Genomic DNA, 12,125 nt, shown 5'->3' on the forward strand with positions numbered 1-12,125 from the left:
CGAGTTGGTGCGTGATAGCGGGTGAAGCGCGTCCGCGCTGATGGATGACATGATCCATCTGTGACGATCAAGGTCAACCGGGCGGTCCTCGCGCATCGGCTCTTCACCGGGATCTCCCGGCGTCATCTGAGCTGTCTGGCACAGGAGTTGGCCCAGCCGTGGCAGGCCACAGTCGAAGGTCGCCGTCATGAAGTACGAGGCGGGGCGAGAAAGCGGGCCGCGGGTGCGGGCGCTCGGCACCAGTTGGTCTTCGTCGACCGGCTGGTGGCCACGCTCATCCACCTGCGGCACGACTTGCCGCACTCTGTGCTGGGGCTGCTGTTCGGTGTCGACCGTTCCACCATCACCCGAGCCGTCGGCGAGATCCGCACCCTCTTGGCCGAGCGGGGCTGCGCGGTCCCCGGCCGGCCCAGCCTGCGTCTGAAGACACTGGCGGACGTATTCGCCTACGCCCAGGCCGAGGGCATCGAGCTCCGCCTGGACGCCACCGAGGTCCAGGTGCGCCGGCCCCTGGCCGGCCGTGGCGGGCGCCGTGCGTTCGTCTCGGGCAAGAGTCGAGTAGCCGAGGGGAATCTCACCTCTCGGCTCTCACAGAACCGTGCGTAACAGTCGCCCGTTACACGGCTCTTGTCGTTCTGGTCATCAGACCGGTACGGCGTCCACAGACAGGCGCCAGTGCGCGAACATGCGGGGGTATCGCCGAGCGATCTCCTGCATCTTCGAGTACGCCCTCTGCTGGGCCGCGAGCCGCTTGTACTTGTTGCGGATCCAACGCACCAAGTAGGTGTTGACGCGCGCCAGGAAGGGGTTCAGCTCCCAGGGCCGGAACCGGCCGTAGTAGTTGATCCAGCCCCCGATCACAGGATTCACCCTGCGCGCGAGCTCGTTGAAGGTCAGATCGGCACGTCGGTGCAGTCGCCAGGACCGCACCTCCCTGCCGATCCTTGTCAGGGCCTCCCTGCTGATCCCCGGCTCGAGCGACAGGAACTGCTGGCCGTGTCGATTCCGGTTCTTCCGGGCGCGGAACGTGTATCCGAGGAAGGTGAACGCCGTGTGCTCGAAGGAGCGCCGGCGGCTGCCGTCCTTGCAGTAGACGATCCGGGTCTTGTCCGGGTGCAGACGCAACCCGACTTCGACCATCCTGTCCGTGAGCGCGGCCAGCACTTCGCGGGCCTGGCGCTCGGTGACGCAGTGCAGCACCGCGTCGTCCGCGTAGCGCTCGAACCAGACGGACGGAAACTCCCGCTCCATCCACATGTCGAACGCGTAGTGCAGGAACAGGTTCGCCAAAACGGGAGAGACCGGCGCCCCTTGAGGCGTTCCGCACCCCCGCTCCACCAGGGAGCCGTCGGGCATGACGAGCGGGGCGGCGAGCCATCTCCGCACGTACAGGTTCACCCAAACGGCATCGGTGTGCGCGGCCACCGCTTTGACCAGCAGGTCCCAGGGCACGCTGTCGAAGAACTTGGCAATGTCGAACTCAACCACCCAGTCCCGCCGCCAGCTACGCTCCCTGCATTTTCCTACCGCATCCAAGGCAGACCGTCCGGGCCGATATCCGTAGCTGTCCGGATGGAAAATGGGCTCCACCCTTCGCATCAGATGCCGAGCCACGACGGTCTGAGCCACCCGGTCGGCAACAGCGGGAATACCGAGCATTCTCGTGCCACCACCATGCGGCTTCGGAATGGCCACCGCTCGCACCGGAGGCGGAAAGTACGAGCCCGAGGACATACGGTTCCAAACCTTGTACAAGTTTCCCTTAAGGTCCTTCTCGAAGTCGTCGATGCTCTGCCCATCCACTCCAGGCGCACCTCTATTGGCCTTGACTTCCTCCCACGCCTCCTTGACTTCCCACTTTGAGATTTCAAACGGCTTTGTCGATGATTTCAACTGGCTCATCGCACTCCTCCCAGACGCTGTCCGGTTGATGTGATCAACTCAGTCACGAACGACCCGGCCCCTTCGCTCCACCCCCATTACAGAGGCTTCATCACTACTACGAGCCGGTCCGCCAGCAGGCACCGCGCCGGTACTCGACCCCTCGCGATGTCTTCCGCTTGGGGCACTCCCTCTCGTCGCCGCTGTGCGGCGGCGGTGTCGGACCTGCCTTCTCCTGTTCCATGTGGAAGCCGCAGACCGGGCTCACGTCGCCTTCATGCCGGACACCACCTGGCCAATAGACGGGCACCCGCCAAGCTCATCCCGAAGTCGCTTCTACACCCCGGTTTTGATGTCGTCTGTTGTTCTTTCGACACGTCAGCAGCGATTCACTTGCGTTCGTCTTCCCGATCCCCACCTGACGCCTCTTACGACGCCTTTTCCTCATCGCTCACCACGACAGTCATTAGCTAACGCAGCATGAGGCGGTTTGAAGCCTCCCCCCGCAGGGCGACTTCGAAGGGCCAAGACCTTCACCTCCCACACAGCACCATGATTGGAAGCTGTCCTACAACCAACTCCTATTCACGCTCAGGACACACAGAAACAGAACACCATGAAGGCCACTGTCATTGCCGACCACCGAGGTCGCACATTATGGGCCGATGCCCTGCGACCTGGACGGATGCATGATGCGACCGCGGCACGCAACGAGGGCATAGCCGTTTGCTTCCAGCACTTCCCCGACGTGGAGGTCCTCCTGGACGACGGCTACCTCGGCCTCAGACGTGATCACCCGGGCCAGGCGATCACACCACCCAGGAAGCCGAACAAGAGCGCACTGCCCGACGTCCACGAACGCTGGGAACGCGACCGACACGGGCACTCATCCGACCGCATCACCGTCGAGCACGCCCTCGCCGACCACAAACGATGGAGACAACTCATCCGCTGGACCCACCGTCGAGACCGGCTGCCCGACACCTACCGCGCCATCGCCAGCCTCGTCTCCGACCGCACCGCCACCACCTGAACGACCACCCGGGACCAGGCCACCACAGCCTCACCCGCTATCACGCACCAACTCGTTAGTCGCCGTCGTGTCGCTGGACGTGCAGCGACTGTACTGAACGTCAGTACCCTTGCGAGAGCCGTCGGCTGTCTACCTGATCTGGGCTGAAGCGTGCACGACGAAGGAGTTGAGGGACGCCCGCGCCTCGACCGACCTAGTCCGCAGTTCTTCGCGGTCTGTTGCACGGTGAAGAGCACCGATCATCCCGATGGTTTGCTCTGCCCGTGCATGCAGGTCGTTATCGGGTACGAGCAAGCGGAGCTGGTGAACGGCCTGGAAGGCCTGGCCGCGGATCCGGAAGGCTTCCGTTCTGGCTGCCACGTGCGCCGGACTGTCGCGTTCCTCGTGCTGGCGGTGCCACCAGTCGTGTTGGCTCCGAATGAATTCGTTTGTCGCAGCAGTGAAGGCGAGGACGGCGCCGCGACACTCGCTCCGGTCTGCCACACGCTTCTGGAACTGGTACCCCAGAAGAGAACCCATGAGCGTTCCCGCGACTGCAATGAAGGTCGTAAGTACCTCGTCCACACCGCTAGTTGACCATGCCTGCTCCAACAACAACAAGGACTGGGATCGCTGTCAAACAACTCGATTGAGAGACAGTAGGCAGCTGGGGCCACGGCGGCCGTCCGGCTGGGTGCTGGTGAAGGCCGGCGGCCGCGGTCCCGGCCGGGGCGGCGTCGTGCATGCCGTCGACTGCGAAGAGGCGCCGGCCGGAGCACCGGTGCTGCCTCTGCCCCGGGCGCTGTACGCAGCCGAGCACCCTGGGATCCGGCTGTGCTCGCTGTGCGGCGCGGCCGCCGAGCTGGACCCCGTCCTCAAGGGCTTCGACCGCGGCTTCGGCGAGCAGTAACCGCCGGTGCCGGGACAGCGTTGAGCACGGCACGCGTGCATGAAAATCCGCGCCCACGGGTACGCGAGCGGGCCCCGGACCGGTGTCCGGGGCCCGCGTGCTGTTCGGGGCGTGTACTGCCGAAGGCCCCACCAACGGTGAGGCTTTCAGAAGGCTGACCCCGGTCTCATGACATAAGCCGCGGGAAGACGCAGTTCGACACCACGGTTTCGGGCACGTTGGGCTGCGCCTTCTGCCTGCAACGCGCTCGGCGCCGAACCCGTGGTGTACGGGGAGGGGTTCGCCGAGCAGGTCCGCACCGTCGCGAAGAAGGGGGTGGACGCGGCGTTCGACGCCGCCGGGAAGGGGTCGCTGTCGGCCCTGGTCGAGCTGACGGGCTCCCCGGAGCGTGTAGTCGCCATCGCCGATCACCGGGCGGCGGAGCACGGTGTGCGCTTTGTCTTCGCTGGTCCCGACGCGATCCGCGAACGTCTGGAGCAGGCGGCCGCGCTGGTCGAGAGCGGTGACCTCGGCCTGTCCGTGGCCCGGACGTCTCGCTGCCCGAGGCGGCCGATGCTCACCGGGAGAGTGCGGGCAGCCGTGTACGCGGCAAGCTGATCATCGTGCCGATCAAGTGATGACCGGCAACGCTCACCCCTGAAACCGGACCCACCGCCTCGGCCCGCCCCTCGGCTCCATTCCCGGCGCCGAGCGACCGACCCCACCGGATATCGTGCAGATATGAAGATCACAGCGCTGGGTCTGGCGGCCGGGGTGGTGTTCGGGACGGCGACGGCGCTCGTCAACGCTCTCTCGTCCCCGTACTCGGAGATCGGGATGCCGTTGACGGGCACGGTCGTGGGCAGGACGGCCAAGGTGCTGAGTCTGCTGTTGGACGCCGGCTGGTCGTGGGCCGCACTGGCGGTGCTGGCGGGCTGGCTGGCCAGGAGCCTTGTCCGAGGCGCGGTTGCGGGGGCGCTGTCCCTGGTGGGGGCGACGGTGGCGTACTACGTCACGGACTCCGCCGTCGCGGACGCCAGTACGGACATGAGCGCCTGGGTGACGGTGGGTGTGCCTTTCGGGCTGGTCCTCGGCGCAATCGGCTCGGCCGTCAGGCGCTCCGGGGCGGTCGGCCTGCTTGCCGCGTTGGTGGTTCCCATGGGGGCGGCGGCGCAGATGATCGTGATGCCACCCAGGCCGCATCTCACCGTGACCCCGTCCATCCTGGTCGCCGAGGTCATCGTCTGGACCGCCGCCGCGCTCGGTGCCGGGTGGGCGGTGCGCCGCTTCTGGACCCAGCGGAACGCGGTCGGGACAGTCTAGCCCGCTGCGACGTCCCGGACGGAACGAAGGCTCGAACGACGGGGTTGCGGGAGGCGCCTGAAGGCAGGTGCCACCGCAGTCACCGCGATCTTCAGCGCCGCCAGGATCGTGACAGCGCGTCGGGCCGGGGAGGCGCTCGCAGAGCGGCGAGGTCGAGGCCCTGGCCGGGGCTGCGACCGTCGGCCGACACACGGCGGTCCGGGGCCGGGCCCTGTCCGTCCCTGAATCCGGCCGGTGGGTCCGCTCGACGAAGCCGTCGAGACGGCGATGGCGGCCTCGACCCCGGCGACTGCGACGACGTGGACCGGGACTGCTGGAGTGGCGTCGACGACGTCACCGCACGAACGACGATGCAACCAATGACGTTGTACGGGAGTGTGGGCCGGTTTCGCCCGGGCTGAGGGCCTTGTCCCGCCGCGAGCCGGCGGGGATCATGACCGCGTGCAACACCGAGAGGAACTCCACGAACTGCTCGTGCGCGCCGGGCTCACGGTCGTCGAGGACGTGCGCCCGGGCAGCCTGTTCCCGCCGGAGGCCGGCTGGCGCATCGCGCGAGGGATCGCGGCACCGGACGGCGCGGCCCGGAAAGCGCTCGACGCCATGTGGTGGCGCCGCCTTGCTGATGCCGACGGTGGGTTTCTGGTTGCCGTCCTCGGGCACCGGATCGGCGGCAACGACTCCTGGTGGACCCGCGTCCGGTACGTCGGCGGCGGTGTGCCGGAGTTGACCGGCAACTTCGGGTTCGTGGCGCTCTCCCTCGACGGGCAGGTGCTGCTGGCGCAGGTGCCCGGCGCCGACGGGCCTCGGGTGACGGCCCTCGACCGACTGCCGGAGCGGCTGGAGGAGACCGCGGCGGCCGCCGGGCGCGAGACGGAGGGAGAGCGCGCCGAGGTGTGGGCGGCGGTGCCCGGCCGACCCGCGTGGCCCCTGCACTGGGCAGAGGGGATCGGGTCCAATTCGGCCGCGCCGGACGACCTGCTCATCCGGCTGCTTGATGTGGCGGAGGGCTTCCTGCACGGCTGCGACCGGCCTGCCGTCCTCGACGCAGCCGTGGCGCACCCCGATCCGCGGGTGCGGTCGAGGCCCGCCGACACCTTCCAGCCCAAGCTCACGTCCGATCAATGGGTACGCCTGGTCCGCGCCGAACCGTCGCCGAGCCGGCGCGTGCTCTGGGCCGAGCATGCCTGCGCCTGGGGCGTCGAACTCCCCGAGGACCTGTACGACGACCTCCTCGTTGGCCCGTTGCGCGCGAAGGCCGCCGAACTCCGCGGGCTCCCCGCCCATTACCTCCCCGGCCTCGCGTCCGACGCCGATCCCCGGGTGCGGGCGACTGCGTGCGCCCGGTGGGAGGACCTCGCCGCGCCGCTGCGGGAGCGGCTGCTGGCCGACACCGACGACGCGGTGCGTACGGCGGCGCTGCTTGGCCACCACGTCGGCGTCCCGATGCCTCACGAGGTCTTCACCGCGCTTCCTGCGCCCCGGCGAGCGCTCGAACAGTTCCTTCTCGAAACCGAGTTGGAGGCGGCGCTGGTCCGGGACGGGGACGCGGAGGTACGCCGGGCGCTGGCCGCCAACCCACGGCTCGGCGCGCACAGTGTCGCCGTCCTGGCGCAGGACCCTTACGACGACATCCGCTCGGTGGTGGCCCTGCGACCTGACCTCACCGAGGAGCAGCGTGCCGCCGTGCGCTTCGACTTCGACCCGACGTCGATGTCGCGCACTGTGCCCTGGGTCGAGAGCCTGCACGGCGACGCCGGCGCGATGCGCCGCCTGGCCGTATCGTCCCATCCACTCATCCGCCGCAGCGTGGCCCGCGCCCGGCATCTTCCATCGGATGTCGTGGAGCGTCTGGCCAGGGACGAGGATCGAACAGTACGTTTGTTCCTCGCCGAGTCGTGCGACGACGCGCCGGCCGAGTTGCTGCTGGAGGTCTGGCGCTGGTGGGACGGCGGCTTCAGCTACCCCGGCCGCCCCCGCAGCCACCCCAACTTCCCCCGCACGGGCCTGCTGCGCTACATCGGCGACCCCGTCGGGCGGATGCGCCGCCTGGCCCTGGACGATCCGGAGTCCACGCCTGCCGACGTCGCGCGTCTCGCCCGTGATCCCGAAGCCGAGGTGCGCTGCCGCGCTGCTGAGGACCCCCGGTTGTCACCGGCCGACGCAGTGCGGCTGCTGAACGACCCGGCGGACTACGTCCGCGGGAACGCCATACGCAATCCGCAGCTGCCGGCCCGCGTCCTTGCCGGGCTGCTGCACGACCGCGCCACGGCATGCGCGGCGGTCACCAACCCGGCGATCCCGATCCCCGTCCTGCATCGCATCCTGGCCGCGGCGGCCGGGGCGGCCTGACGCTGAACTCCGGCACACCCCCGGTGCGTGCTGCCGAGGGTTGGCTTTGTAGGCGAGTTTCAGGTTCCGGCACAGATTTCGGGGAGCCGTCGCGGAGGGTGACGGCGTAGTTCGACTGAGAGGGGTCCAAACCCCGGTTGGTCGACGTGAACGCTCACCTCGTACCCTCCGCATATGACCGATGATCCGTTCCAGTGCCGCTGCGTCCTCTGTCATGGCTACGGCGACCGGGACGACGCGGACCGCATGGATCTGACGATCATCGAGCATGTGCAGCAGCACGGATGGCACGTCGTGATGGTTCCCGAAGACGAGATCGGCCCTGGATTCGCCTACACGATCGGCCTCGCGCACACTCACGGCGGACCTGAACTCGCCATGTTCGGGCTCGATGTACACGCCATGCACCGCATGCTCAACACCCTCGGAGCGAAGTCCGCCGCAGGCGAAGCACTGGCGGACGGCCAGAGCCATCCTGATGTTGTCGACGGTCGTCGAGTCGCGCTCAGGCAGGTTGATCGCGGCTGGTACCGGACCTTCTTCGGACGGGCCATCGGGTTCTACCGGCGGCCACCTCTCCCCGTGCTGCAAGTCGCGTGGCCTGATACCGAAGACCGTTTCCACTGGGATGAGCAGGCCGACGTAAGGCATCGCGAGTCACAGCCTCGGTTGTGGCTGCCTCCGAGCGATCATCCTGTCGGGATCTGGACGGCCGAACTCTGATCTCAAGGGGCTGGAAGGCGTCGATCCAGCCCCCGAGCGATGCACTACTGAAGCAAGATCATCTTACGTAGCGGTTCAAATCCAGCGCGGCCACAGAGCTGTCTCTTGATCTTCTTGATGCGGTTCACGGCGCCCTCCAGGCCAGGGTGAGGCCGGCGGTCACGGCATCGAAGTGTCGGAGCAGGTGGAGTGCGAAGCCGATGAGCTCCCGGCTTCACGCGTCGGGAACACATCGACTACGCGCTGGTCTTCGACGCTGGTCAGCATGGTGGAGCAGGTGTCTCACATGAGTCAGACTCCTCACAATCGATGAGGCGTGTCGCGTCGGATAACCTCTCTCCTTGTCCGACGCGACAAACCGGGCATGGCGAAGGGGCAGGCCCCGTTGCCGGAAGGCGAGGAGACGCCCCGTCATGAACAATCCGGACCAGCTTCCCGACTGCGGCTTCGCGCCCGACGGCCCGCTCGACGTCTAAGCCACGTCGATCACCGCGGTCGACGTGGCGGCAATGGAGACCTTTCTCGCGGCCCGGCTCAGCGAGGCGGACGCCCGCTAACGGCCGACCGCCCCGGAGACCCGCGTCGCCCAGAGCCTCTATGAGACCGCCGGATGCCGGCTCGACCTGCTGAAGGACACCCTCACCGCGTCCCGGCCGGAGACACTGAAAGAGCGGATGGAACTCTGGAACGGCCTCGTCCACTCCCTGGAGCCGCGGCGAGGCACCCCTGGACACGGCGGGAAGCGCTGGCGTCTGATCACCTGGACCGACGAGACGGCTCCCGTCCGCGCCCGGCGTCGCGCCGCTTCGCAGCAGCGGGCTCGGTGAGCACCGCCGTGGCGGCCGTGCCGGTCACGGCCTCGAAACCGGCCGCCTACGGCTCCGCCGGGCCGGAGGGGTGCCGCGGCGCCGGTGGGCACGGCCATGAGCCCTCGGCGCACGGGGGCTCCAGTCCAGACCGTCCGTTTCACAGGTGGTCGCTCATGAAACACCCGGCCGCCCGGACGTCCGCCTGCGGCGATCATGTTTCATGAGTCGTCGCAAACGACTCGATACCCGAAACACTCTCTTAGATGCCATTTCCATCTGAACTACCCGCTTATTAGCGGATTCTTGGAATGTTGGGGTGCGGTGCGGGCGAGGTTGTGGAGGCGGTCGACGCCTGCGGGGCGGGTGGAGTTGCGGATGGAGCGAAAGGCTACGTGCTCCTGTGTCATCCCAGGATGTCCGGTCTCCGCGGTCGTGCGCCTCCGCCGCCATCGCTGTGCGCCTGGGGGCACTCGGTACGCCGCGGTACGCCGCGGTACGCCGGAAGCATGCCGAAGCGACGTCCGTATCCGAGTGATCTATCCGATGCCCGCCGGGAGTTGATCGAGCCGGTCCTGAACGCGTGGCGTTTCAAGCGCCGCGGCAGGGGCCCTGGCTTTCGGCCGGCCGCCCGAGCACGACCTGCGCGACATCATGGACGCGATCTTGTACGTGGACCGCACCGGGGTCCAGTGGCGGTACCTCCCGCACGACTTCCCGCACTGGAACACCGCCTACGGCTACTTCTCCAAATGGGCCGACAAGGGCGTGTTCGCTGAGCTCAACGGCCTGCTCCGAGCGAAGCATCGTCACCGACACGCTCGGCCTTCTCCTCGCCATGACCGGCCTCCTGGCCCGCCGCCTCACCAGTGAGAACACCATCTCCTGGCGCGACTCGAAAAAAGCCACAGAACATCCCATCCCGGGATGAAACAATCGACGACATCCTGCACTGGGATTGGGACAACCAGCCGGGAATGAACGGAGGGTCCTTCGCCTACCTCGCTCCAGGGGAGCACACGAGATACCTCGACGGCCTTGCGACGCCGCACCCGGCAGGCAATCCCCGTCTCTTCTTCGCAACGCGAAGCGGACGACCTCATCAGACAAGGAGCGGCGTCATGAGTACGCAAGGCGACGAGGGCAGTCGCAACCGTCTTCCTCTGCGCATGTCGGACCTGCACGAAGCGTTTCTCGCTCCTCACGGCACACGCGAACGCATCGGCCTTGAAGTCGAGGCAGGTGTGCTCGACGAGACTACCGGTCTCGCCGCTCCTTACGCCGGGCCACACGGCATGGCCGCCCTCCTGCACCAGGTACTACGAGAATGGGGCGGCTCACCGCAATGGGCCGGAGAGGTCCTGACAGGAGTTCACCTGCCGGACGGGACGAAGCTGACACTGGAGCACGGCGGTCAGTTGGAGTACTCTCCCCTCCCGCAGACGACCTCGTCACCCTGGTGACGGCCATGCGCGTCACCAGGGAGGCCCTGGCCACTCTGGCGCAGCAGCACGGGCCGGCCATCGTTCCCGGGGGAAACCTCCCCTTCAATCGAGTCGACACCGCCACCTGGGTGCCCACCGTGCGCGGTGGCGTCATGCGAACGTACTTCGCCGGCCTCGGCCCGGAAGGCGAGGGCGCACCGCACATCATGAAGCTGTCGACCTCGACCCAGACCACGCTGGACTACCTTTCCGAGGACGACCTGGCCTCGAAGCTGCGTGTTCAAGTCGCCGCCTCGCCCGTCGTCGCGGCGCTGCTCGTCAACTCACCGCTGTACGCAGGACACCTCGACGGTGTCCTCTCGCACCGCTGCCGCGACTGGCTCCGCATGGACCCCAGGCGAGTCGGTTCCCCGCGCCCCGCGCTGCGGACCCCGCTCACGGCGAAGGCCCTCACCGACTGGGCGCTGGGCATGCCCATGATCTACCGCCGTGGCCCCAGCGGCTACTGCTTTGCTGGACCGCGGACATTCGCAGACCATCTCCGCGACGGTTTCGACGACGGCACCGCTCCTCATTGGGAGGACTGGCTCTCCCACCTCGACCAGATCTACACCACCGTCCGCGTACGTCAGACTCTGGAGACCCGCGCGCCCGACGGCCCGCCGTACCCGCACGTTCCCGCCGTGCCGGCCCTGTGGACCGGACTGACGTATCACGCGCCTTCGCGTGCGGCTGCCTGGGAGCTTCTCCGGCACTACACACCTGAGGAGAACAACGCGGCGCAACAGGCTCTGCCCACGGCCGGACTGGCCACCCGTCTGGGCGGAGACAGCGTTCGTGACCTGGCCCGTCACCTGCTCGGTCTGGCACGCACGGGCCTGCAGGCCCGCATCCACGCCGGGCTCGAACAACCCAGAGCGCTCGCCTTTCTCGACCCGCTCAACGAGATCCTGGACACGAACGAGACCTTCGCCGAGCAGACCGCCCGTCGCTGGCAGACGACCCACAACAACGACCCCGCCCGCTACATCACGGCTCATCGGATCCCACCCGCCACCTGATGCAGATCTCGTTCGCGGCGGACCGGAACCTGTCGGAACCGAAGGTCGCCCACGGACCAGTTGCAGGGCCGCCCGCGGGTGACCGGCCGCGCTGAGGATGATCCTGTGGAATGGACACCCTGCCAATGGATCTCGACGGTCCAGGGAGGGATGTCCAGGTGGGACGCAAGTCCCCGTATCCGGAGGAGTTCAGGGGGCGGCCGAGGAGCCGGCCCGGCTGCGGGCGGAGAACGACCGGCTGCTCAAGGCCGAGCAGGAATGGCAAGTGGGCAGGGAAGATCGGGACGTCGGCTCCGCCGCTTCCATCTCAGGCCACCCTCCGGTCGGCCAGCGCGGCAACCTCGGTGAAGTACGCGCGGAACAACGGCTCGTCGCCGGGCGGCACCCTGAACGCGGGCGAGGTGCTGTACCAGAAGGCGGCCTGGTCGGTGCCGTAGAGCACGGCGTTCGGATCGCGTACGGTGCCAATGAACAACTGGCCGGGCCGGGCGGGCTTCTTGTAGTACACCAGTGCCCCGAGCCACCGCAGCGGCACCCGGAGCTCGGATCTGCCCATGGTGAACAGTTCGAACACCCCCCGGTCCACGCGCAGATGCAGGTTCTCGTAGTCGAACGTCAACGGCTCCATGGCGGGAA

At 67.7% G+C, this 12,125-nt stretch carries 9 protein-coding genes and 4 pseudogenes; 11 read left to right on the forward strand and 2 right to left on the reverse strand.

The window, feature by feature from the left end; translation table 11 throughout:
- Positions 1-60: 60 nt before the first annotated feature.
- Positions 61-552 (forward strand): annotated as a pseudogene (locus EES42_RS31635) (transposase family protein); the annotation flags it as partial.
- A 90-nt stretch (positions 553-642) separates the two neighbouring features.
- On the opposite strand, the gene ltrA reads toward EES42_RS31635, so the two are convergent.
- Positions 643-1,902 (reverse strand): group II intron reverse transcriptase/maturase, encoded by a 1,260-nt coding sequence (ltrA, locus tag EES42_RS31640; protein ID WP_124721712.1) that lies wholly within the window; start codon positions 1,900-1,902, stop codon positions 643-645.
- A 580-nt stretch (positions 1,903-2,482) separates the two neighbouring features.
- Between ltrA and EES42_RS31645 the strand changes: the two are divergent.
- The 10 genes and pseudogenes from EES42_RS31645 to EES42_RS31685 all read left to right on the forward strand — a co-directional run.
- A pseudogene (locus EES42_RS31645) lies at positions 2,483-2,914 on the forward strand (transposase family protein); the annotation flags it as partial.
- 225 nt (positions 2,915-3,139) lie between these two features.
- Positions 3,140-3,490, forward strand: coding sequence for a hypothetical protein (locus tag EES42_RS31650; protein ID WP_124721713.1), 351 nt, complete (start codon positions 3,140-3,142; stop codon positions 3,488-3,490).
- A 70-nt stretch (positions 3,491-3,560) separates the two neighbouring features.
- Positions 3,561-3,803: pseudogene (locus tag EES42_RS31655) on the forward strand (DUF6233 domain-containing protein); the annotation flags it as partial.
- A 261-nt stretch (positions 3,804-4,064) separates the two neighbouring features.
- A complete protein-coding gene (locus tag EES42_RS31660; RefSeq protein WP_124721714.1) occupies positions 4,065-4,400 on the forward strand; it encodes an MDR/zinc-dependent alcohol dehydrogenase-like family protein in 336 nt (111 codons plus the stop codon).
- A 123-nt stretch (positions 4,401-4,523) separates the two neighbouring features.
- The gene (locus EES42_RS31665) at positions 4,524-5,105 is read left to right on the forward strand and encodes a DUF6518 family protein (protein ID WP_124721715.1); all 582 of its coding nucleotides are present in this window, start codon (positions 4,524-4,526) and stop codon (positions 5,103-5,105) included.
- 441 nt (positions 5,106-5,546) lie between these two features.
- Complete coding sequence (locus tag EES42_RS31670) at positions 5,547-7,454, forward strand: hypothetical protein (protein WP_124721716.1); 1,908 nt, start codon at positions 5,547-5,549, stop codon at positions 7,452-7,454.
- 174 nt (positions 7,455-7,628) lie between these two features.
- Positions 7,629-8,177 carry a DUF4262 domain-containing protein gene (locus EES42_RS31675; RefSeq protein WP_124721717.1) on the forward strand — a complete coding sequence of 183 codons (549 nt, stop codon included), beginning with the start codon at positions 7,629-7,631 and terminating at the stop codon, positions 8,175-8,177.
- Positions 8,178-9,492: 1,315 nt separating this feature from the next.
- Positions 9,493-9,781 (forward strand): annotated as a pseudogene (locus EES42_RS45680) (transposase); the annotation flags it as partial.
- A 323-nt stretch (positions 9,782-10,104) separates the two neighbouring features.
- Entirely contained in the window at positions 10,105-10,446 is a 342-nt protein-coding gene (locus EES42_RS45065; RefSeq protein ID WP_164495399.1) for a hypothetical protein, read from the forward strand.
- Between the two features lie 5 nt (positions 10,447-10,451).
- Positions 10,452-11,489, forward strand: coding sequence for a glutamate-cysteine ligase family protein (locus EES42_RS31685; protein ID WP_241196712.1), 1,038 nt, complete (start codon positions 10,452-10,454; stop codon positions 11,487-11,489).
- A gap of 307 nt (positions 11,490-11,796) precedes the next feature.
- On the opposite strand, the gene EES42_RS31690 is transcribed toward EES42_RS31685, so the two are convergent.
- Positions 11,797-12,117, reverse strand: coding sequence for a hypothetical protein (locus tag EES42_RS31690; RefSeq protein ID WP_124721719.1), 321 nt, complete (start codon positions 12,115-12,117; stop codon positions 11,797-11,799).
- Positions 12,118-12,125 lie beyond the last annotated feature (8 nt).

This window comes from Streptomyces sp. ADI95-17 (assembly GCF_003846175.1).
Classification (GTDB): domain Bacteria; phylum Actinomycetota; class Actinomycetes; order Streptomycetales; family Streptomycetaceae; genus Streptomyces; species Streptomyces sanglieri.